The organism is Rhizobium sp. CRRU65 (assembly GCF_048551595.1).
Lineage (GTDB): Bacteria > Pseudomonadota > Alphaproteobacteria > Rhizobiales > Rhizobiaceae > Rhizobium > Rhizobium leguminosarum_J.
The window spans coordinates 143,871-166,487 of record NZ_JBLYZH010000001.1 but is presented as its reverse complement, the minus strand read 5'-3'; the positions used below and the strand labels follow the sequence as shown (position 1 = coordinate 166,487).

Below are 22,617 nucleotides of genomic sequence, written 5' to 3'. Positions count from 1 at the left end.
ATGGTGCCCCCGGTCGTCCTCATGCCGGGTGCGCCGGATTTCATTCGACCTAGCAAGAGCAGACAACAAGGTTATCGACATGAATGCTTCCACCAAACCTTCGAAGGTCGTCGTCATCGGCGGCGGGATCTTTGGCGTCTCGACGGCTGTCCATCTGGCACGGCTCGGGGTCCGCATCGTGCTCATCAATGACGGCCCGCTCGCCAACGGCGCCTCCGGTCGTTCGCTCGCTTGGCTCAATTCGGCGCGCAAACGCACCGATGCCTATCACCGGCTGCGGTTGGCCGGCATAGATCGCTACCGCACGCTGGCCGTCCGGTATCCCGATGCGCCGTGGCTGTGCTTCGATGGCGGCCTGACCTGGGATGCGGACGATGCCGGCAACGAGATCGCTGAGATCTTCGACTATGAGCGCGATCTCGGCTATCACGCGCAGTGGCTCGCCCCCGAACGAATTGCTGCAGCGACGCCGGGTGTCGATGCAAGTGTGGTGACGCGGCAAGGCGCGATCTTCAACCCCGGGGAGGGCTGGGTCGATCTTCCGTCCTTGATCGCCACGCTTGTGGAAGAATTCCGCACGCTGGGCGGCGAGATCATCACGGACGCGGGTCGCGCGACGGTCGATATTGAAGGCGGGCGCGCCCGTGGCGTGATCACCGCAGACGGCATGCGCCGCGACGCGGATGCCGTGCTGCTTGCTGCCGGCGGCGACGTTCCCGCAATCGTTGCCGAGGCCGGCCAGCATATCGGCGATGCAACGCCCGTCGCCCTTCTCGTCAGGACAAAGCCGATCCGCCACCCGTTGAAGGCCGTGCTCAATACCCCTCGCGTCGCCATCCGGCCGACGCCCAACGGCGGCTTCGCGCTCGATTCCGCCTGGTCTGAGGAAGAGGTGAGCGTGAAGCCCGACGGCAGCTATGAAATCAGACAATCGACGCTGGACGGGCTGCTGCGCGAGGCTTCCAGGGTTCTCGAAGGCAATCCTGCGCTGGAGGTCGAAGATTATGGGGTCGGCCTCAAGCCTATCCCGGGCGACGGCGAGCCCGTTTTCGGCGAACTGCCGTCGATCCCGGGTTATTTCGTCGCCTTCAGCCATAGCGGCGCCACCCTCGGCCTGATTGCCGGCGAACTGCTGGCGGACGAGATCGTCACTGGACGCCGGCATCCGCTGCTGGCGGAATTTCGGCCGGAGCGTTTCAGCGCGTCGCGACGATGAAGGCCGGAGCGGAGGCCGATGCATCCTTCTGAGCCGTCGAGCGTTCTATCGCCAGGAACAACTGGAGACACATCATGCTCAAGGACGAACTCGGGGATACCGGCACAAACAAGGAAATGCGCGACGCTGTGGAAACCGCGCCGGCCTCCTTCGAAGAGGCGGGCATCAACCCTGATCTTATCAGACGTGAGGGTTTCGCCAGCGAGGCCGAATATCGGGCATATATTGCGACGCTCGGTGGTTATGCTTCCGTTGGAGACACCGTCGAGGAGCCCCTCCCGATCTACGAAGGTCATGTGCTGGAAGGCCGTCTGCAAGAACTGCGAGAAGAACTCGAAAACCTCCGCGCTCGCCTTCACGTGATCCAACATCAGGCCGCGACCGTCGTGACGGAGAACGTCCGATGGGCCGATGCCAGCGCCCATGCGCAGCTCGGCAATCAGCCTTGGCTCAAGCTGGCAGGTGCAATGGCGGCGACCTTCGTCGCCACCAGGGGCATCATGCGTTTGCCGCTGGGAGCCGTGGCGACGACGGCGCTACCGTTGGTGGCGGCGGCGATGAACCGGAAGCTCGCCAAGCGTCGATAAATATCAGGCAAAGCCGATTTCCGCGAGCAGAGGCAGGTGGTCCGAGGCAATCCTTGTCAGGCGGTTTTCCAGGACCGCCGCCTGTTTGACGATGAGATCGTCAGTGACGAAGATGTGGTCGAGGCGCATCAGCGGGTAGCGCGAGGGAAAGGTGGCTCTCGGCGCGGCGCTGCCTGCGAGCTGGGCGTCCTTCAATGACCGCGCGGCAAGTCGGTAAGTCGCCGATGACGGAATGGCGTTGAAATCGCCGCAGAGGATGGTTGGAAGAGGTTCATCTGTCGTGCCGCGTAGCCAGCCGGGGTTCAGCAATGTCGTCATCTGCCGGATGCGCTCGCGGCCGCGAAGGCCGAGATGGGTGTTGACGACCAGCAGTTTTCTGTTGCCGACCAATATTTCGACGGAAATGGCGCCGCGCTGTTCGCCGATGGATGGCAATGGTCCGGCCTTGACCGCGCCGGTCGGCAGCGAAGTGATGATCGCATCGCCATACTGCTCCTCAGCGATCGACAGCGCCGGATGGAAATGAGCCTGCATCTTCAAAAGCGAGGCGATCGCATGGGCCTGGTCGACGCCGCCGGTCCTGCGGCGGAGGACGTCGACCTCCTGAAGAGCGACGATATCAGCCTCAGCCTCGGCAATGACAGAAGCGATGCGGCCGGGATCGAGCTTCCGGTCGCCGCCGATACAACTGTGCACGTTATAGGTCAGGATTTTGATTGATTGATCCGGCATAGGCCCTGCTGAACTCGTTCCCCCCGGGGAAACATAGAAGCTCCCCTGGAAAACATAGAACTGGTTCTGCAGGGAACACAAAACTCGTTTGATCGTTCCCGATCATCGACCATCGCGCTCGCACTCCTGAGGACAATCGATGAGCTTGAAAAGCATGATATGGAATGGACTGCTCGTTGCTGCCCTTTGTCTTGCGGTCTTTCTCCTCTATCGAATATTCCAACAATATAGCCTCGATCAGATCGTCCAATCGGTTCGCAGCATACCCCTTTCGACCTTTTGCACTGCACTTCTCTTTGCGGCGGCGTCCTATCTGTGCCTCAGTTGCTTCGACCTCCTGGCGATCCGCTCGCTCGGCAAATCCTTGCCCTACCGGAATATCCTGCTCGCCTCGTTCATCAGCCTTTCGCTCGGGCATAATATCGGCTTTGCCGGGCTGAGCAGCGGCGCTTTTCGCTATCGTTTCTATTCACGCTGGGGGCTGACGGCGGAGGACTTGGCGAAGATCATCCTGTTTTGCGGTGTCACGGTAGGGCTCGGGCTGATCACGCTTGGCGGCATCGCCATGATCGTCAATCCCGGCGATGCCGGGCGCCTTCTGCGCATCGACCCGGCAAGTGTGCGCATCTTCGGTTTGCTGGCGCTGGTCGTGCCGGCTCTCTATGCGGGCCTGGCGTTTTTCATCCGCGGCACGTTGGGGCTGTGGCGCTGGTCGTTTCAGTTGCCACCATTTTCGATCGCGGTCGCACAGGTTGCGGTCGGGACGATCAATTTCATGCTCGTCTCCGCCTGCCTGCACCAGATGCTTTCGGCCTTCGGCGACGTTGCCATCTTCAGGTCGGTGACGGCTTACGTGCTTGCCAATTCGGCGATCCTCGCGACGCATGTTCCGGGCGGTCTCGGCGTGCTCGAGGCGACAGTCTCCTATGTCGTGCCGAAGGAGGCGTCGATCGGCGCGCTGATTGCGTTCCGCTGCGCCTATTTCTTTATTCCACTGGCGCTCGGCACGACGCTGCTCGTCATCAGCGAGGTCGTTTTCCGACGGAGGTCAGGCGGGGCGAATGAGGCGGCGGACGAGCGCGCCGAGGCCCAATCGGTTTAAAACTGTGAACGGTCGAACCGGGTCGAAGATCGCCGTGCCTGAAATCGGTGAAATGCTGCCCGACAGCTCGACGGTGAATTCCCGTAAACCCCGAGGCCCGTCATTGAGAGCGTCGACCGCCTCGATCAACGTGCCGCTTTGCATCAAGGCTGCGGCGAAGGTTTCCGGGGTGGTTCCGAGATATTCCGAAAGCAGGTGATTGCGCAGATCCGCGATCGCGCCGCGGTGCGCGTCACTACCTGCCTCAAACAACATGTCGCATTCGCCATCCAGCCCTTCCGAGCGATTGTTGAGATTGGAGGAGCCGATGCGGACCAGCTCGTCATCGGCGATGATCAGTTTGGAATGGACGAGCACCTCCACCTCGCCGTTCTCTCCGGGCGTGACTGGCCCGGGTACGACGGCATAATAGACGCGCAAGCGATCGGCGCGATCGGCGCGTTTGAGGCGGCGGATGACGCGGTCGCGATTGCCGCCCATGACAAGCTTTTCGATCAGCCCATGAGAACTGCGCGTGCAGATGATGACGACCTCGGGGCCGTCCTCCTCCTGCAGCCGCGCCGCGATGGCGTCAGCGACGCGGAAGGAGGCGAGATATTGCGCCTCGATGTAAAGCTGCCGCCGCGCCCGGGCGATGACGTCCAATGTCATGGCGATTCCGTCGCTGATGCCGGCGCGAAAAGCGGTCGACGGCTCCGTCAGCGCGAAGCTGACCGCGATGTCCCTCATCGAAACGGCGAGATCGTCCGGCCAGGAAAAAGCGACATCTTCGGCCAACGGCAGGTAGTTTTCACCGGTCGCGTTTTCCCAGCGCCGCCTGGCGATATCGCCGATCAACCTAGCAGCATCGCCGGCGACCATTGCCTGAACGTCGTGCAGGGGATCGTATGAAACGCCCTCGGGATCGCGCCGAAGTTTATCTTTGGCGCGATGAAGCCAGGTGTCCCATCGCCGCGATGTCAGGTCCATGCCGCCAATGAAGGAGACGGCATCGTCGATGCAGACGAGCTTCTGATGGTGGCAGCCGCGCACCGCGCGCTGAAGATCGAAGCGCAGATCGATCCGGTCATTCCTTGGGAAACTCTTCTTGCGAAGCAGCCGGAGCGACTTGTCCGAATAGATGGGACCGAGCGTCCAGACGAGGATGCGTATTTCGAGCTGCGGATTTGCGGCCGCCAGTTCATGCAGTAGGTCGGACAGGGTCTCGTCGGATTTGTCAGGTTCCATCGGGATGTCGGGGTTGAAATCCCAACCCACGATCCAGACGGTGCGCCGCGCCTGCCGTAGTGCGCGCGCCAACTCCGCAAAGTAGCTATTGCCGTTGATCAGGAAGGTCGTCTTCGCAGCGCTCCCTTGGAAACGCAAGTCGCTGCCATCCTGTTTTTGGCGGTCGCTCGGCCGTTGTGATTTTGTCTGGGGCAAGCTCGGGTTATTGAAGATGGTTTCGAATGTCGTCATGATTGCCTCGGCTCTAACTGCGAGAGCAAACGCTTGGAATATTTTTGGGTTCCCTGCGGCGCCAGATGAGGCGGTCTGGTTGGTAGGGGCCGGCGATACGAAGTGCAAGGAAACGAGATGTCACAACGAGCAGGCAGCGCCGATCTTCCCCTTCACGGGGGACGCGTGCCGTATTGGCTTGGCGACAGGATGACGCGGCTCGGAACGCTGATCACCGAGGCGATCGTCCATCATTATGGCCGCGACGAATTCCTGCGCAGGCTCGCGCATCCCTTCTGGTTCCAGTCCTTCGGCGCGGTAATGGGCATGGATTGGCATTCTTCCGGCATCACCACCAGCGTTCTCGGTGCGCTGAAGCGCGGGCTGAAGCCGCGTGCCGGCGAGCTCGGTCTGCATGTCTGCGGCGGCCGCGGCGCGCATTCGCGCAAGACGCCGCTGGAGCTCGTCTCGATCGGCGAGCGTGTCGGTCTCGACGGGGAGGGGCTCGCGACCACGAGCCGTCTTATTGCCAAGGTCGACAGCGCCGCCCTCCAGGACGGGTTCGACCTTTATCTACACGGATTCATCGTCGCCGATGACGGCCATTGGGTGGTCGTGCAGCAGGGCATGAACGGCGATAAGCGGCAGGCCCGGCGCTATCATTGGCTATCCGAAGGGCTGGAGAGTTTCGTCGACTCGCCGCATGCGGCAATCGAGGGAAGAAGCCAGGGTGAGATCGTCAATCTTGCCGACCGGCGTGCCGAGCGCTCGCGTCGCGGTCAGCTCGATCTGCTGGCGACCCTCGGTCCCGACCGGATCATCCGCGAAGCCGCCGCACTGCTGCGTGCCGAAGCGCCGGCGCCCGAACCCGCCGAACAGCCGATGCTGCCGCATCTGATCATGCCCGCCCATCACGATGTCCGCGAGAGCGACGTCAACATGCGGCGCCTGCATGGAAATCTGGCTGCCGCCGCCGACCGCGGGCCGGCGGATTTCGAAGAGCTGCTGCTCGTTCCAGGCGTCGGCGCCCGCACGGTGAAGGCGTTGGCGATGGTGGCGGAAGTCGTCCACGGCGCGCCTTGCCGTTTTTCCGATCCGGCGCGCTTCTCGATCGCCCATGGCGGCAAGGACCGCCATCCTTTTCCGGTCCCGCTCAAGGTCTATGACGAGACGATCGCCGTGATGAAATCGGCGGTGCAGAAGGGCAGGCTCGGACGCGAGGAGGAGTTGCAAGCTCTCAAGCGCCTGGACGACCAGTCCAGGCAGATGGAACGCTATGTCACGGGTCCCGACCTCAAGGAAATCATCGCCGGCGAATTCCGCCAGTCCGCCGATTTCGGCGGCCGCAGCGTCTTCGGCTGGGAGGAGCCACCCGCAGAGTAGGGCACCCCTTTATGCCACTATCCTAACTCGCTGAGCCGGGCAGGGTGACCTCGCCGTTTTCCTCTCCATCCCAGTACCGGATGGAGGACGCCGAAACTTTGATAAGAACGATCCCGGGAGTGTCCACTCCCTCAGGAAACCACCGCTCGAGATCGGGCACCCAATGTTCTTCGAATGCCGCCTTGTCCCGCACCAGCGAGGCGAAGCCCTCGACAGCGATGAAAATCCCCGGCTTGCCGAGCAGGCTGGGAGGCGCCGTGAACGTCAGCGAGACGGTGTCGATGCCTTCGATCTCCGTGATTTTCCTGGTGTCTTCATAGGAAAAGAACCAGGAATCCCCGTCATATTCGACGTCGCCGTTATTGCTCATCGGTCGGGCCGAGATGCGGCCCGACCCGGCGTTCGTCGACAGCATGCAGAAATCGATCTTCTTCAGTTGCGAGGATAAGTCTTCGAGGGTCATGGACGCCATTGCGATCTCCCGGGTTTGAATGCTGGGGAGTAGCGTGCAAGCGCCCAAATTGTTCCGCGGAAGGCTCCCGGCGGCATCTTTGCCCACGAAGTCATTGCCAGGGATGATCTGCATAGCGGAAAAATCGTGTCGCCCGTCGCGGATTTGCTGGAAAGCGTCCTTCGCACAGCTGAAAAGACGCGCGGCGCGGTCATGCATCTTATAGAAACAGGAGCCGCTTCACGATCGGCCCGAGCTGCGAATATGGCAAGTACGACGCGCCGACCACTAACATCGGCAGCAGTGCCGGCACCAGAACAGGCAGGACGTTACCCTTGTTGATCAGCATCGTGGACGTCTTCAGTGATGCGAGGTAGACCGGTTTCACATCGCGGAATTCCGCCACCTCAGGCTCGCTTTCATCACCGACGACATTGTCCCCGAGCGTCGTACGTTCGTTCCACCGCTCGAAATCCGTCACCTTCGAGAGCGATAGCAGGATCGTTTTCCTTTTCAGAGGGGAGACTTGCATGGCGACGCCGACGAGCGGAACAGCATAGTAGATCGCGACCACCATCAGCCACGCTCCGCAGACGGCGGTGAACAGACCGGGTGTCACGGTCTCGCGCTGCATCACATGGCCGACGCCGGCCGCAAAGACGGAACTCACCGCAAGCGTGAAGAGGCCATAGCCGGCAGGGTAGTAGCTGAGGAAGCCGAGGCCGCCATGGCCGTCGGGATGCGTGACCACGAGACGGAGATGGCACCTTGCGACGGTCGACAGGAACAGGCACCAGATCACATGCTTCCATACGAGACGCGTCAGCAGGAACCAGTAGACGGTGTTGCCGACCGCCAGGCACCAGAAGCCTGTCATAGAAACGCCTCCGTCGCCGACCGCCCATGGGGGCGCGGATCCGCCAAGGAACGTGGACGCATTGAAGATCGTCGCTGCGAGCGCCAAACCTAAGCAGACGAGTTCCGGAAAGCCGGCAGTTGTTCGAGCGCCTGCGTCACGCAGCGCCTTCCGGGTGTCTGGCATGGACTGCGACGACACGAGCGGAATCCGAAAGAGCATGGAAACGCACTCGTCGAGGGCGAAGCCGATGGGCTTCTCCGCCAGCGTCAGCAGGACGGGCGCGATCAGGAACTTTGCCCACGCTCCCCAGTCGTGAAGGAAGAGGCCGGCCCCGTGACCGCCGCGGGTTGCCAGCAGAAGCAACACGGGGATCGTCCAGCACAGCCCTGCGAAGACGAATGCCCGCCATCCGCGCTTGCGCATGCCAAGCCGGGTCATCAGCTCGTAGAACGGCCCGCCATGCATGATCCGCAAGCGATCGTCGTCGCCGGCCATTCTACCCCTCCGCCGCCGCCACCTTGGCTTGCTGCGTGCGGATCGCGGCCGCAGCAGCGGCAGCGCCGTCCCTGTCGTCGCCGCCGACCTGCACCGACGGCGTCGCGAATTCGATGCCGTTCGCCTGGAAAGCCTCGCGAATTTTCGCATAGGCCTTGCGCCGGATATAGGTTTGCATTCCGGGCACTGTCGTCATCGCAAAGCTGAGAACGATGCCATAATCGCCGAACTCCTCGACACCCTTCATCTTCAGCGGCTGGATAAACATCGGCCCCAGTTCCGAATCGGCCTGCAGCTCGGCGCCGATCTTTTTCGCGAGCTTGCGCGCCTTCTCTATGTCGGTGTCGTAGCTGACATTGACCCGGAATTTGTCGATGACCCAGTCGCGGCTCATGTTCTCGACGGCGCCGAGCTCGCCGAACGGAACGGTGAACACCGGGCCGCGGTGATGACGAAGCCGCACCGACCGGAGGCTGAATCCCTCGACGGTCCCTTTGTAGCTCTTCGCCTGAATGTATTCGCCGACACGGAAGGCGTCGTCGAGCATATAGAAGACCCCGCTGATGACGTCCTTCACCAGCGTCTGCGATCCGAAGCCGAGCGCCACGCCGAAGATGCCCGCACCTGCGATCAGCGGCCCGATTTCGACGCCGAGCTCCGCAAGCACGATCAGCCCGGCGACAACCGCCACCATGACGGCCAGCACGTTCCGGAAGATCGGCAGCAGGGTGCGAAGGCGCCCCCGCCGCGCAGCCTGCGAAGGATCGTTTCCAGCTTCGGCCTGCACCGAGAGGCGCCGGTCGATCCACGACTTCGCCAGATGCCATGCGAGATCGGCAAGCAGCAGGACGACGATGCTCTTCAGAAGTCCGTAGGCCACCGAGGTCACGGCAGGATCGCTGTGAACAAGCGAGTTGGGATCGACCCTCCACACGATCGCCACCCATGCGACGGCGACGGCGACAACGACGGCCCGGCTGCCGCGGACAAGCAGGACGCGCTTGGTGCTGTCGGGTTCCGAGGGAATCGTGTCGGCTGCCGTCTGACCGGCGAACCGAAGCGCCGAGGGCAGCGTCATCGCGTAGACGCCCAGCCAGAACAGACCGCGGAGACCGACGCACCAGAGCGCCCAGATGATCACGAAGGCAAGGCAGAGCGCGAGGCGCATGCGAAGGGGTCTCTCGGACGAGGAGACGACGCCCTCGACGGCCAAGGCGAGAAGAACGATCGAGAAGCAGAAAGAGATCGCCGCCGTCACCGAGGGGTCGACTGACAAAGGCCGGCCAAGGCTTGCCGCTGCGACCCCGACGATTGCGGCACCCGCGAAGATCTTCGTCCGCCTGCGAGCGGAAACTGTCAGCACGGCCGTGTCGAGCAGCGCCGAGATTGCTCGATATGCCAAGAGCGCCAGTAGCGAGACGAGGAGTACGATGCGTGGGAGTACGGGCCAATCGAAGGCGAAGTAGACGGCGGCCATCGCCACCGCAGAGATGCCAATGGCCAGCAGGCGCTCCTGCAGCCCTTCCGCGCGCCTTCTTGATCGCACAAAAAGACGTTCGGCGAAAAGTCCGACCGCCGTCAGCCCAAGGAATGCGACGAAAACAGGCAGCCGGCCATGGGAGAGCGCATCTTCTCTCGTGCGAGCAGCGGCGGCGATCACCTCGGCCGGAACACTTGGGATTGCCTGAACGGCGCCATCGATCCGGCTCCGGGTGGCCGCTTCCCATGTTGCCAGCCCGGCATCCGCTTCCTGGGCAGCCGCGCGTGCCGGGCCGGGCGCTTTCTCCAGCCATGACCGGACCTCGGGATCCTGCAATAACCGCACGAGATCGTCGACCTTCTGCGGCCGCGGCGCTTCCTGGGCAGTGGCGACGACGGACATCAACACGAACAGGACGAGTCCACCGATCCATTTCATGCGCCTGTCTTTCTATTTCTCGAATGAGAAGACCTTCTTCCAGTCCACCTTCATATCGACAACCAGCCAGTTGCGGCGCTCCGCCTCGTCGAGCGCCTTGTCGAGCTTGCCGATTTCGCTCTTTCGATCGTAGGCGACCTCCCGTTCCGCATCCGTGTGATGGACGATCATCGCAAAGCTCGGACGCTTGGCGGTGACCCATCGCAGCATCTCGTAGTCGCCGTCAGAATTCCCGGCCACGAAGATCGGCTTGCGCCCGATGAACTTGTTGATGCCAGAAGGCTTGCCAGGGCCATCGTCGACGAAGTCGATCTTCGGCAGCCTTTTGAGCACGGGCTCGTCGCCGACGATGGCATATTCCGTCGTAATGGTGCTGCCGACCACCTGTTCCGGCGGGATGCCGTACATCTTCTCGGTCATCGGCCGCATGAACTCGACGCCGCCGCCGGAGACGATGTAGGTCTTGAAGCCGTTGGCCCTGAGGTAGTCGAGGAGTTCGCGCATCGGCACGAAGGTCATCTCGTCGTAGGGCTTTGCGGTTTTCGGGTGCTTGGCGCTCGCAAACCAGTCGGTGACGATCTTCGAGAACTGGTCCGTCGTCATCCCGGCATGCGTCGTCATCGCGAGATCCACGATCCCTTTCTCGCCGCCTTTCATCACGCCCATCGGATCGCCTGCCAGCACCGACTTGAACGGCTCCTTGGCCTGCCATTCAGGGTGCTCCGGTGCGAGCGTCTTCACACGGTCGAGCATAAAAGCAAACTGGAAGTAGATGGGTTGCTCCGACCAGAGGGTGCCGTCATTGTCGAAGACCGCGATCCGGTCTTCGGGCGCGACGTATCCCTCGCCACCCTCGGCCGTCGTTGCCTTGACGAAGTCCATGATCCTGGTCTTTGCCGCGGTATCGTTCCAGGACGGCAGGACCTCCTGCGCCACGGCCGTTCCGACGACGCCACTGACGAGCAGCAGCGCGGCGACGAGAAGTGATGCAAGCACGGTATCGGAAGCCTGGAAACGCCTTCTCATTTCGCTTCTCCTTCGGTGCGCCTGACGCAGCGGAAGCCGACATGGCTGGTGGAAGTATCCTCGGGCTCGGCGTGGCGGGCGGGAGGACGGTAGCGTCTGCAGTAGTTTGGGGCGCAGAGATGGGAGCCGCCCTTCAGCACCCGCCGCGCTATCCGAATTTCCGGCTGGCGCGGATCGTAGCTTGCCTCGGCGTCACGCCCGCGTGGGTTGCTCGGGATGCAGCAGGAGTGTTTCGCCGGTTCGGGATGTCGGGTCGACCAGTAGTCGCTCGTCCATTCCCAGACATTGCCGATCATGTCGTAGAGGCCGAAGCCGTTCGGCGGGAACGATCGCACAGGCGAGGTGCGTTCGTGTCCTTTCGACTTCATCGAGTGGGTAGGGAACGTGCCGCTCCAGGTGTTTGCCATCGGGACGCCGCCCGGCGCGAACTCGTCGCCCCATGCATATTCCGTGTCATCCAGCCCTCCGCGGCCGGCAAGTTCCCATTCGGCCTCCGTCGGCAAATCGAGCCCCGCCCAGTGCGCATAGGCAGCGGCGTCCGCGTAGGCGACGTGCACGACCGGATGGTCGAGCTTGCCGCGCAGATCGCTGAGACCGCCGAGGGGGCGGCGCCAGTTCGCACCGAATTTGAATGTCCACCACTGGGAGATGTCGGCGCCGTTCACGGCTTTCGGCTGCGTGAACACCAGCGATCCTGCCCTCAGCATCTCGGGCTTCGCACCGGGATAGTCCTTCGGATCGGGAGCTTTCTCTGCGACGGTGACATATCCGGTCGTCTCGACGAATTGCTTGAACTGCCTGTTGGTGACCGGCGTCAGCGACATCCAGAACCCGTCCACCTTGACCGGGTGGGCCGGGGCCTCCTCCGGATAGTGATGGTCGGATCCCATCGTGAACGTCCTGCCCGGAATCCACACCATGCCCTGGGACTCGCGCCGGGCCTCTGTCGCGCTGTCGAATGCCAATGCCATCGCGGCCTCCAGAACCGATGTTCTGACATTAGCTCCCGCGCGCCGTCAGGAAAGAATGTTACTGTTAATTCGACGTAACAACGCGTCCGTCATGCCACCGGATTGAGATCGGGCAGGGCGGATTTTCGCGCTCGCCCCTTGTTCGTCGCTGCCAAGGTGATGGCGTCCGCGAACTTGCCGCGATCCAATTGCATGTCGCGCGATCGGAAAAGGCGCCGCTCGAGAATGGTGACCTGTGCCGAAAGCCGAGGATTGCCCTGCGCCTCAGCCCAGTCGGAAACCGACCGGAATCCGAGGCTTCCACTCCAATCCTGAAGCGCCCGATAGATTGCCGGATCGGGCCCGACCCTGATGATGGTTCGAAGGCGGCGAAGTCTTCTCCGTGGAGAGTTTCGGCGGCTCATTCGACGCCGTTTCGCCCATGCGCGGATTGCCGAGCCCCATTGCCACGCGACAACGGCCGCAAAGCCGGCGAGCACGGCTGCGCATGATAACAGCACTACCGGCCAAGCATTCTTTCCTTCGTCTTCGCCAGATGGATCGAATTTCGGATCGATGCGCTCGGTTGAGGGCGCCTTCGCTACGACGATATCGACGGCCGGAAGGGTCGCCGTCGTTCCGGCATGGGCATCCAGGTCGAACCATTGGTAGGAAACGGCCGGCGCCTGGAAGCTGCCTTCGGCAGAAGCCGTGTAGACAACCGTTTCGGTTCGGGTACTTCCGGTCTCGACGCTCCGGCCGATCCCGCGCTGTTCGACGCCGTCCGTCAGTGACGGCGGCTTCAGATATTGCGCGACCCCGGCCGCCCGTCCCAGATCGACCGGCGGGATCAGCATAGCCTGCGTGTCCTCGGCAAAGACGACGACCGTCCGAATGACAGCGTCGCCGGCTTTCAAGGTTGCCGGGCTTCTGTCGAAGGACTGGGTTACCGTCAGGTTGCGGGCAGCGAAGGGGCTGGCCGCCTGATTGGGAGCGGCCGCGACATCGAAGGAGGGAAGGGCTACACGCACCTGCGCCTTGATCGCGCTTCCGTTCGCCGAATAGCCAAGATCGATCGCGATTTCGGGCAGTGCGAAGGATCCGGGCTTCTCCGGGACGATCACGTAGCTCCTGCGTATTCCCGAATATTGAACGTCCGCGATCGTCTGGACGAGGTTCTGGGCACGATCGTCGGAAAGTGTGACAAGGGCGGCCGGGACCTCGAACAGCGGATACTGCGGCGGCGACGTGAAGAAGTCCGGCGCGAAGATGTCGACGACGACGTGGACTTGCTGGCCGGGGACGATCCCTTCTGCTCCTTCGATGGCGGCGCGTCCGAAGGGTTCGGCGGCGATGGCCTGTCCGCATGCCAACGCCCAAAAAAGCGTGGCTGGAAGTCTCATGGAGACTGCCTCCTCGCCTCGAGGGAAAACTTGCGAGCCATCAGGTCCGTCGGGCTGACATTGATGTTCTTCATCCACATCTCCGAGGTCTGTTCGGCAATATCGATCTGACCTTCCTTGCCCTCCTTTCCCTTCTCGTCGAACTGGACGCTGTCAGGATCCTCGCTCGGCTGTTCGGGCTGTTCTTCCTGCTTTTCCTTCTGTTGCTTCAGCAGTTGTCGCGCGACGGCGAGGTTCGCCTCGGCGTCCGGCCATCCTGCTCGTTTATCGAGAGCCTTCTCATAAGCTGCTACAGCCTGCTCGAACTTCGATAGCTGGAGGAGAGCATTGCCCTGGTCGTACCAGCTCTCCGCCGTGTCGACGGAGGCAAAGGTATCGACCGCCTCCTGGAATTTGCCGGTTCGATAGAGGGCGACGCCCTTCCACATCGGATCGGCAAAGCGGTCTGCGGCCTCGTCGTACTTGCCCCGCTCAAAAGCAATGCGGCCCTGCTGATCGGAAGTCAGCCACATATCGATCAGTCCCTCCGCATGGGCGCTGCCCGGCGACAGCATCCGCAGGGCGAGCAGCAACGTGGCGATCCGCACCACCCAGCCCTTGCGGAACGACAGGGCCATCGCGACCGCGACCGGGACGACCAGCCACCAGCCGAGATCGCGCCAGCGGTCTCCCTCTGTCTCCTGCTTCTGCGCGAAGTTGCTGCGGATACGCTGCATGATCCAACGAACATCCTTGTCGTCATCCGTGACGGTCGCGACATCAGCCCTGGTTTCGTTGCCGATCGCCTGGAACCCGGCGACGTCGAGTTTGGGAAAGAGACGTGCGCCGGATGCATCCGAGAGAAATCCGCCATCCGGCGTCTTGACCGGCCCGCCGGCCGAAGTGCCGATCCCGAGAATGACGACGCCGTCGCCGCTCGACTTCAGTGTCTGCACTGCAGCGGCTTCCACTCCGTCGGTCAGCAGCAGGATCGTTCCGGCGACCTCTTCTTTGTCCAGGAGGCTTTGTCCGAGCCGCAGCGCGGCTGCCGTGTCCTTGCCCGGCGTCGGCATGATGCGCGTCGCCAATGCCTCGGAGTAGCTTTCAAGCAGCGCCGCGTCCTCGGTCGGCGGCAGGACCAGATGCGCGGTGCCGGCATAGGCGATGATCGCGGTGCGCGCGCCCTGTCGGACCTCGATCACATCCTTGATTTTGAGTTTCGCCCGCTCCAGCCTGGACGGGGTCACATCGATGGCGTCCATTGTCTGCGACAGGTCGACGGCGATGACGAGAGGCGCCGTGTCCTCGACGAAGGGCGGCGGTTCGCGCTGCCATGTCGGTCCTGCCGCTCCAGCGATCCCGGTGGCGAGGAGGGCAGCCAGCAACCAGGAAGGCCGCATTCGTGAGCGCCCCGAAGTATCGACGACGAGGCGGTCGAGCAGATGCGGCGCGATCATGCCCTTCCATTGTGCACGGATGTCGCCGGAGCGTGAGACCATCCAGAGGATCACGGCCGGCAGTACGAGAAGGAGCAGGAGCCAGGGACGCAGGAAATGAAAATCCGTGATCATGCCGCAGCCCTCCGCCTGAACGCGACTGCCGCTCCCGAGATAAGATAATAGGCCGCCAGCAGTGCGACGGCGGCCAGCAGCGGCCAGTGGAACAGCTCGATCCGCGGCCGCCAGGACATGTTCTTCTGATCCTCCGGCGTGATCTGGTCGAGCACCTCGTAGATCACTGCCAGCTGCGACTGATCGCCCCCGAAGAAGTAGCGGCCGCCCGTGCTCGCGGCGATCTTCTGTAGCGTCGCGGTGTCCAGCTTGTCCTCGCCCGTCGCGGCAGGGTCTCCGATGCCCACCGTGTGGACGAGCACGCCCTTCGACTTCGCGATCTCGGCCGCCTTCAGGGGCGGCATCCTGCTGGCCGTGTCGTTGCCATCGGTCAGAACGATGAGCACCTTTTCCGGCGCGGTCGTCTTGCCGAACATCTTGATCGCAAGACCAAGGGCGTCTCCCAGCGACGTCCGCGGTCCGGCCATCCCGGGAACGGTGTCGGCGATCATCGTCCGGACGAGCTCGTGATCCATCGTGAAGGGTGCGAGCGGATAGGGCGCGTCTCCGAACGCGACGAGGCCAATCCGATCGCCCGGTCTTTTCTCGACGAAATCGGCGACCACCTGCCTGACGGCTTCGACGCGGGCGAGGGGCTTTCCATCGGCGCCAGGGAAGTCCCGCGCATCCATCGACTGCGACAGGTCGAGGGAGAGAAGGATGTCGCGTTGCGGCTCGATCTTCTCGATCGGCGGCTCCACGAACTGGGGGCGTGCCAGAGCGAGCACCACCAGGCACCAAGCCAGGGTCTCACAGACGAGCTGTGGCCATGTCCTGCGTGTCACCACCGATCCCTCAGTCGGGCGAATGCCTGCCGCCTCGGCGACCTGCGAGAAGAAGGGCAGTCTGACAGAGGCGGACGTCTCCCGATGGGCCGGCAGCAGCCACCAGACCAGCACCGGTAGCGGAAGGACAAGCAGAATCCAGGGCAGATCAAGCTGATACATGTTGCTCGATCCATCTGCGGGCAGCGATGACGAGATCGCTGCAGACATTCGACGGCAGGCCCGCGACGATCTCGGCGCCATGATATTCGAAGTCGTCCAGAAGGCGTTCGAGCGTGTCTCCGGTCCCATCCTCGTCATGCGCGTCGAGAAATCGAACCCAGCCGTCGCCGCAAAGGGAGGCGACCTCATCGCGCGGCCAGGCCGCCAGCGCCGTGCGCTTCAAAACTTCTGCGAGCTCCCGGATGGCGTCGGGGCGCGTGGCGGGGTGTCGGAGCTTGCCCGAGATCCCTTCCAGCAAGGTCAAGGCCTCGCGCCTGTAGGCGTTGGCGCGGTAACGCTTGATCCATCGAAGGAATACCAGGAGAGTGGTTAAGGTCAGCAGCGCTGCGACCAGAGACCATCCCCAGGTCTGCGGCCACCATGAGACCGGCGCCGGCACCACGATGTCGTGCAGCGAGCGCAGCGCCGTCTCCGTCATCGGATCAAGCTTTGCTGCCGGCTCCATCAACGCCTCCGTTGCCGCCACGCAGACTGCTCCAGCAGACGCCTGAGCTGCGGTGCAGTTTCCTCGGCGGTCGATATGGGCAGCATCGGGAGCCCGAGCTGGCGCTGCCATGCCCTCAGCTCCCGGCCGCGGTTGCGGGCGAACGTGTCGATCGACGATCGGACGCTTGCCGTTCGCAGAGCCAGCTCCGCCTGCGGGCCGCCGCCGCTGACGACGATGTCGCCCGAGGTCGGCAGGTCCAGTAGAAAGGGGTCGTAGACGAGCAGGCAGATCACGTCGTTGCGGCTCGAGAGCCTCAGCAGGATGTCTCGTGTCGTCGCGGTGTGGCCGTCGAAGTCGGAGACGACGACCACGAGATGGTCGTGGTGGGCGATATTTGCGACCGTCGACAAAACCTTGTCCAATGCTTGCGGGTCAAGCTCGCTTTTGCTGTCTGCGTGCAGGCTGGCGTTCTGCCCTGCGATTTTTTCCGCAAAGGCAATCACCGCATTGCGGCTGCGATGCGGTTTCACCTCGCTTGTTGGGCTTTCGCCGAAGACGAAGCCGCCGACCCGGTCGCCGGAACCCAGTATGCGCCAGGCGCAGAGCATCGCGGCTTCCGCTGCCGTGACCGATTTCATCGATCGCCTGCTGCCGAAGAACATGTTGATCCGCTGGTCGACGATGATCAGCGCGGGCCGCTCCTTTTCCTCGGAATAGATGCGGACCACCGGTCTGCTGGTTCGCGCGGTGACGCGCCAGTCGATGGAGCGGATGTCGTCGCCGGGCAGATAATCGCGCAGTTCTTCGAAGATCAGTCCCCGGCCGCGCATCGCCGACTGCATGCGGCCTGCAAGTTGCTGGTGGCTGCGCGCCTTCTGGACGAAGCTCAGATCTCGAGCCCTCGCTTCCAGCGCGACCAGTTCGTCCGTCGAAACATAGACGCCCGCATCGCTCATGAGACCGCCACCAGTTCGACGATGCGGTCGATCACCTTGTCCGGCGTGGTGTTTGACGCATGCGCTTCGTAGGACAGGATCAGCCTGTGGCGAAAAACGTCGTGGACGATCGCCTTGACGTCATCAGGGGTGACATAATCGCGCCCCTTCAGCCAGGCATAGGATCGCGAAACCTTGTCGAGGCCGATCACCCCGCGAGGGCTGGCACCGACCTGCAGCAGCCTCGCGAGATCCTTGTCGTAGCGGTTGGGATAACGCGTGGCGAAGACGAGTGCCACCATGTACTTCTCGACGGGTTCGGAAACGGTAACAGTGCCGATCTCCTTCCGGGCGTCGAATACCCCCTGTGGGTTCAGCTTCTCCGGCGACGGCGGCTTCGCGCCGCCATGCGTCTGGTTTTCCTCGTTGCGGTTGAGCCGCATGATGGCTGCCTCCGACGCCTCGTCGGGATAACCGACCTCGACATGCATCAGGAAGCGGTCGAGCTGGGCTTCGGGGAGAGGGTAGGTGCCTTCCTGCTCGATGGGATTTTGCGTCGCCATCACCATGAAGAGCGGCGGCAGCGGATAGCTCTTGCCGCCAACGGTGACCTGGCGCTCCTCCATGGCCTCGAGCAGAGCGGACTGCACCTTGGCCGGCGCGCGGTTGATCTCGTCCGCCAGAATGAGATTGGCGAAGATCGGCCCCTGCTGGAACTTGAACTCGCCCTTGCCGCCCTCGCTGAAGTAGATCTCGGAGCCGGTGATGTCGGCCGGCAGCAGGTCGGGGGTGAATTGAACGCGTGAAAGCTCTGAATCGAGATTCTTCGCCAGGCTCTTGATCGCACGGGTCTTTGCGAGACCGGGAAGTCCCTCGACCAGCAGATGGCCGTTGGCGAGCAGCCCAAGGAGCAGCCGTTCGACCATGGTCTCCTGACCGATGATCGTGTGGCCGATACGCCTGCCGAGATCGAGGATATCGTCGCGAGCCGTCATGGGAACCTCGATGAGAAAGGAGAGGCGCGCAGACCGCCTGCGCGCCTCGGTGCGTTGCTTATTTCTCGATGCCGCGGTCCTTGAAGGACTGGTCAATCGCCTTGTCCACCTCCGCGCGGACGCCTTCGATGTTGAAGCTGGCGACCCGCTGGCTGGGCGGATACTTGACGAAGGTCTCGAGGAAGGCCGCTCCCTGCAACTGACCCTTCACAAGCAGGTAGTCGTTGCGCGTGAGCCAGTCATTATACTGGTCCGAAACGGTGTCGGCACGCTCGTACGGATCCATCCGTAGGTTGAACAGCTTCGGAATGCGCCAGGTGACGAATGGAGTCTGCCAGACGGCAAAGCCGCCCGGAGCCGGCTGTTCCTTGAAGACGACCTTCCAGTCGTCGTAGCGCGTCGCCACCAACCCGCCGTCGTCGTCGAAGTAGTAGAAGTCGCTACGGGCGCTCTTGTCGGTCTTGCCGGTGAGGTAGTCGAGCTGGTTGTAGCCATCGAGATGGTTGCGGAAGCTGGTGGCGCTTCCATCCGGCTTCCAACCACTCAGGAGGCGGCTTTTGACGTCGGGATCACCGGCTGCCGCAAGCAGTGTCGGGAACCAGTCGAGGCCGGACATCATTCCATTCGAAACCTGGCCCGGTTGGATGTGGCCCGGCCATTTCACCATGGCGGGCACACGGAACGCGCCTTCCCAGTTTGTGTCCTTCTCGCTGCGGAACGGTGTTGTCGCCGCATCGGGCCAAGACCATTGGTTCGGCCCGTTGTCGGTGGTGTAGACGACGATGGTGTTGTCGGCGATCCCGAGTTCCTCGAGCTTTTTCAAGATCTTGCCGACCATCTGATCGTGCTCGACCATGCCGTCGGCATATTCGTTTCCGACCATGCCGCTCTGGCCCCGCATCGACTCCCGCACGTGCGTGAAGACGTGCATGCGCGTCGCGTTCATCCATGTGAAGAAAGGCTTCTTGGCCTTTACCTGACGGTCCATGAAGTCCATCGCCGCGGCGCTGGTCTCATCGTCGATGGTCTCCATCCGCTTTTTGGTCAGCGGGCCACTATCCTCGATCTTGCCGTCGGCCGACGCCTTGATGACGCCGCGCGGCGAATAGGCCTTCAGAAACTCGGCGTCGTCCTTCGGCCAATAGGGCGCTTCCGGCTCCTCTTCGGCGTTCAGATGATAGAGATTGCCGAAGAACTCGTCGAAGCCGTGCTTGGTCGGCAAGTACTCATCGCGGTCGCCAAGATGGTTCTTGCCGAACTGGCCGGTCGCATAGCCGAGAGGTTTGAGCGCCTGGGCGATCGTGATGTCGCCGGCCTGCAGGCCGACCGGAGCACCGGGTGCGCCAACCTTGCAGAGACCGGTTCGCAGGCATGTCTGGCCGGTGATGAAGGTCGAGCGGCCCGCCGTGCAACTGTTCTCGGCATAGTAATCGGTGAACATCATGCCTGATTTGGCGATGCTGTCGATGTTCGGTGTCTTGTATCCGACGACGCCGAAGGAATAGGCGCTGATATTCGTCTGCCCGATATCGTCACCGAAGATGACAAGAATGTTCGGCTTGGAGGCATCGGTTGCGGCCGGTGCTGTTGCTGCCTGCTGCGCGAATACCGGAGGTGCGATCGCGGCCGCGGTCATGGTCATCGCGACGGCGGCCGTGGCGGCAAGGAGTCGTCGGTAGATGGGCGTACTCATCACGGGTTCCCTTTCTGCTTGCGGTTCGACATTTCAGTCTCCTTTTTGATCGGATGACGTGACGGGAGACGGGGATACTGCTTCAGGCCCAGCCAGCTGGTAAGCTTGTAACTGTTACTTCGAGGTCTGCCGGAGGTAACAATCGCCTGCCCAAACCGGCTATTGCGTCAGGGGCTTCGACTGGCGGTCGTTGTACAGACTGTCTTCCAACTCCGTTCCTGTCGGCTGCTGCCTTCTTGCCGGCTGCTCGATGATCACAAGTGGTGCAGCAACCGCAGCGCCTGCGACCGTGCCGACGGTGCGCGCCGTTCCGCCCACGACGGCGGCGACGCCCTGTCCGAGAGAAATGTTGGAATCCGTCAGCGTTTGGCCGGTCATCAGACGCTGGCCGATGAGCTGGACGATGCCGGGACTTTCGGCGAACTTGCCATGATGGAGGCTGTCGCCGGTCTTCACCTTCGTGAGGTCGATCGCGGTGATCCCCGCCTTCTCCAGCCGGGACCGGTAAGGCTCCTTCGATGGGTCTATTGCGCCGAGCCGCGACACATTGCCGGTGATGAAGCTCGACGCCGCGAGCGCTCGGTCATCCTGGGACACGAAGATGGTGAACTTCGGTTTCGGGTCTCCCATCTCGACGAACTGCTTGGCGAACACCTGGATGTCGATGTCGGGTGAAGCGAGGATGACGTTGTGTATTTTGGCGTTGACGTGGCCGTCGCGGATGCCCATCTGCCGCAGCGATTCCATCGCCAGCCACGTTCCCATGGAATGCGCGAGGATGGTGATGTCCTTCACGGCAGGATCGGCGGCGAGGACCCGCAGGGACTGCTCCAGCGCCGTGCGCGAATAGTTCGTGCTCTCCTTGTCGTACTCGTATCCGGTGAGTTGGGCGCGTGACGGCCAGGTGAAGAGGATCGGCGTCGCCTGCATGCCGCTGTCGTGGACGATCTGGGCGAGGCGGAAGACCGAGTCCTCGTAGGTGTTGTTGAACCCGCGGATGAAGACGAGCGCATGCCCGCCCTGAATATGCTGGCGGAACCATGCCCGGCCTTCCGGGATGGTGTCGATCTGCTTCACCCGTGTGACGGCAAAGTCCCTCGCAGGATTAGGTGGCAGCCGCTGCGGCCACTGAACGGTGCCCGGCTCGCGCTTCGGCGGAATGGAAACCGCAACGTCGGTCATCGAGGGCTTGGGGCTGCGCTCGCCGTTGAACAACGTCGCCGGATCGCCTGACGGCTGTCGGGTCGTTGCGACGAGCATGTCGACCTGCGCGGTTCTGGGCGCCGTCGCGGTCAGCGCCACAGGCTGCATGACGCCGCTCGGGTGTCCGCAAGCGCAAAGCCCCGGTAAGAAAACCAGCAGCGCGATCAGTCGAAGCGATGTCGCCCGGGGCATGATCGATCCCTATTGCGCCGCGATGTTCATCGGCTTGGTGATCGACAAGGGCATCGAGACCGTCAGATAGACGGCATCTCCCTCGGCGCGGTTTTCGGCGGCGAACTCGTGGAAATACTTGATGCGTGTCGATATCGGCACTTCGCCCGCTTTGAACGTCCAGCCAATGGTCGCGCCGATGGCCGCGACGCGCCCCTTGAAATCGCTGGACGCGCCGGCACCGCTGTCGCCGCTCACCTGGTCGTAATAGTACCCAACGAGACCGGCGTCGAATTGCTCGTTGAAGTGCTGGACGGCGGCCCATTCGACATGGAATTCGTTGCCGGTGCGGTAGTCGGTGGCAGGGTTCTCGGCATTGAACGTCATGCCGACCACCGCCGACAGGTCGAGGCCGATCGTCGGGTCAAGCCAGGTCACGCCGGCCGAGACGTCCGCGCCCCAGTGATGGAAGGCTATGTTCGATATCTCGCCGTCCTGATAATCACCGATAGGAACATTGACCAGAAGGCTGGTCTGCCAATGGAAGTTGCCGGCTTCCCAGCCCAGCAGGGCGCCAAGAACCGGATCGCCGACGGTGAAGACCGAATCGGAGATCGATCCGGACGCTGTCCCGCCTCGCGGTCCCGCCAACGTCACATCGGCGTCGGTGTTCTTCCAGCCGACGGGGACGGTCAGCGACAGCCCAAGGTGACCACCCGCCACATCTTCCGGAAGAATCCAGAGCACGGTAGGCACCGCGATGACTGCCTTGCCCTCCACGCCGACGGCCAGACGTCCGCCGGTCGGCAGGGCTTTTCCGCCACCGAGATCGCCAGTGTAAAAATAGATATCGTTCGAGAAGAAGACGCCCGGCGGCGGCGTGATGGCCGCGGCAGGCCCCTTCGATCCAAGAAGATAAAAACCCGCGCCGCCTTCGGCGGCGACGGCGAGCGAAGGCAGCAGCGTCGCGGCCACGCCTGCGAGAAAGGTGGAGGCGACTGAGAAGACAAGCAGCTTGCGCATCATGGCGGCCCTCGA

20 protein-coding genes are annotated in these 22,617 nt (G+C 62.8%); 4 read left to right on the top strand and 16 right to left on the bottom strand.

What is annotated here, in order from left to right:
• Window positions 1-79 precede the first annotated feature (79 nt).
• Window positions 80-1,216 carry an NAD(P)/FAD-dependent oxidoreductase gene (locus ACM5SV_RS00795; protein WP_003562726.1) on the top strand — a complete coding sequence of 379 codons (1,137 nt, stop codon included), beginning with the start codon at window positions 80-82 and terminating at the stop codon, window positions 1,214-1,216.
• A 74-nt stretch (window positions 1,217-1,290) separates the two neighbouring features.
• A complete protein-coding gene (locus ACM5SV_RS00790; RefSeq protein WP_419424897.1) occupies window positions 1,291-1,803 on the top strand; it encodes a hypothetical protein in 513 nt (170 codons plus the stop codon).
• 3 nt (window positions 1,804-1,806) lie between these two features.
• On the opposite strand, the gene ACM5SV_RS00785 is transcribed toward ACM5SV_RS00790, so the two are convergent.
• Window positions 1,807-2,535, bottom strand: a complete 729-nt coding sequence (locus ACM5SV_RS00785) for an endonuclease/exonuclease/phosphatase family protein (RefSeq protein ID WP_012755482.1) — start codon at window positions 2,533-2,535, stop codon at window positions 1,807-1,809.
• Window positions 2,536-2,674: 139 nt separating this feature from the next.
• Here ACM5SV_RS00785 and ACM5SV_RS00780 point away from each other — a divergent pair, with 139 nt between their 5' ends.
• Window positions 2,675-3,637 (top strand): lysylphosphatidylglycerol synthase domain-containing protein, encoded by a 963-nt coding sequence (locus ACM5SV_RS00780; protein ID WP_012755483.1) that lies wholly within the window; start codon window positions 2,675-2,677, stop codon window positions 3,635-3,637.
• On the opposite strand, the gene ACM5SV_RS00775 is transcribed toward ACM5SV_RS00780, so the two are convergent.
• Window positions 3,584-5,095, bottom strand: a complete 1,512-nt coding sequence (locus tag ACM5SV_RS00775; RefSeq protein WP_128406900.1) for a phospholipase D-like domain-containing protein — start codon at window positions 5,093-5,095, stop codon at window positions 3,584-3,586. The genes ACM5SV_RS00780 and ACM5SV_RS00775 overlap by 54 nt on opposite strands.
• A gap of 117 nt (window positions 5,096-5,212) precedes the next feature.
• Between ACM5SV_RS00775 and ACM5SV_RS00770 the strand changes: the two genes are divergently transcribed.
• Entirely contained in the window at window positions 5,213-6,457 is a 1,245-nt protein-coding gene (locus ACM5SV_RS00770; protein WP_419424896.1) for a DUF763 domain-containing protein, read from the top strand.
• A gap of 22 nt (window positions 6,458-6,479) precedes the next feature.
• Here the strand turns inward: ACM5SV_RS00770 and ACM5SV_RS00765 are convergent, their stop codons facing one another.
• From ACM5SV_RS00765 to ACM5SV_RS00700, 14 genes are all read right to left on the bottom strand, one after another.
• Window positions 6,480-6,929 carry a pyridoxamine 5'-phosphate oxidase family protein gene (locus ACM5SV_RS00765; RefSeq protein ID WP_419425042.1) on the bottom strand — a complete coding sequence of 150 codons (450 nt, stop codon included), beginning with the start codon at window positions 6,927-6,929 and terminating at the stop codon, window positions 6,480-6,482.
• A gap of 199 nt (window positions 6,930-7,128) precedes the next feature.
• Window positions 7,129-8,262, bottom strand: coding sequence for a hypothetical protein (locus ACM5SV_RS00760; protein ID WP_419424895.1), 1,134 nt, complete (start codon window positions 8,260-8,262; stop codon window positions 7,129-7,131).
• A gap of 1 nt (window position 8,263) precedes the next feature.
• Window positions 8,264-10,180 (bottom strand): mechanosensitive ion channel family protein, encoded by a 1,917-nt coding sequence (locus ACM5SV_RS00755; protein WP_419424894.1) that lies wholly within the window; start codon window positions 10,178-10,180, stop codon window positions 8,264-8,266.
• Between the two features lie 12 nt (window positions 10,181-10,192).
• Window positions 10,193-11,206 (bottom strand): HAD family hydrolase, encoded by a 1,014-nt coding sequence (locus ACM5SV_RS00750; protein ID WP_419424893.1) that lies wholly within the window; start codon window positions 11,204-11,206, stop codon window positions 10,193-10,195.
• Window positions 11,203-12,177, bottom strand: a complete 975-nt coding sequence (locus ACM5SV_RS00745) for a formylglycine-generating enzyme family protein (protein ID WP_419424892.1) — start codon at window positions 12,175-12,177, stop codon at window positions 11,203-11,205. Before ACM5SV_RS00745 ends, ACM5SV_RS00750 begins: the two co-directional genes overlap by 4 nt.
• An 89-nt stretch (window positions 12,178-12,266) precedes the next feature.
• Entirely contained in the window at window positions 12,267-13,559 is a 1,293-nt protein-coding gene (locus ACM5SV_RS00740; protein ID WP_419424891.1) for a hypothetical protein, read from the bottom strand.
• Complete coding sequence (locus tag ACM5SV_RS00735) at window positions 13,556-15,109, bottom strand: VWA domain-containing protein (RefSeq protein WP_419424890.1); 1,554 nt, start codon at window positions 15,107-15,109, stop codon at window positions 13,556-13,558. The genes ACM5SV_RS00740 and ACM5SV_RS00735 overlap by 4 nt, the downstream gene beginning before the upstream one ends.
• Window positions 15,106-16,095, bottom strand: a complete 990-nt coding sequence (locus ACM5SV_RS00730; protein WP_419424889.1) for a vWA domain-containing protein — start codon at window positions 16,093-16,095, stop codon at window positions 15,106-15,108. Before ACM5SV_RS00730 ends, ACM5SV_RS00735 begins: the two co-directional genes overlap by 4 nt.
• The gene (locus ACM5SV_RS00725) at window positions 16,082-16,600 is read right to left on the bottom strand and encodes a DUF4381 domain-containing protein (protein ID WP_419424888.1); all 519 of its coding nucleotides are present in this window, start codon (window positions 16,598-16,600) and stop codon (window positions 16,082-16,084) included. Before ACM5SV_RS00725 ends, ACM5SV_RS00730 begins: the two co-directional genes overlap by 14 nt.
• Complete coding sequence (locus ACM5SV_RS00720; protein WP_419424887.1) at window positions 16,600-17,538, bottom strand: DUF58 domain-containing protein; 939 nt, start codon at window positions 17,536-17,538, stop codon at window positions 16,600-16,602. Before ACM5SV_RS00720 ends, ACM5SV_RS00725 begins: the two co-directional genes overlap by 1 nt.
• Entirely contained in the window at window positions 17,535-18,512 is a 978-nt protein-coding gene (locus ACM5SV_RS00715) for an AAA family ATPase (protein WP_419424886.1), read from the bottom strand. The genes ACM5SV_RS00720 and ACM5SV_RS00715 overlap by 4 nt, the downstream gene beginning before the upstream one ends.
• Window positions 18,513-18,570: 58 nt before the next feature.
• Window positions 18,571-20,205, bottom strand: a complete 1,635-nt coding sequence (locus ACM5SV_RS00710; protein ID WP_003562695.1) for an arylsulfatase — start codon at window positions 20,203-20,205, stop codon at window positions 18,571-18,573.
• 159 nt (window positions 20,206-20,364) lie between these two features.
• Window positions 20,365-21,600: an alpha/beta hydrolase gene (locus tag ACM5SV_RS00705; RefSeq protein ID WP_419424885.1), complete on the bottom strand. Its 1,236-nt coding sequence runs from the start codon at window positions 21,598-21,600 to the stop codon at window positions 20,365-20,367.
• Between the two features lie 9 nt (window positions 21,601-21,609).
• Window positions 21,610-22,605, bottom strand: a complete 996-nt coding sequence (locus ACM5SV_RS00700; RefSeq protein ID WP_260691291.1) for a SphA family protein — start codon at window positions 22,603-22,605, stop codon at window positions 21,610-21,612.
• Window positions 22,606-22,617: the final 12 nt, after the last annotated feature.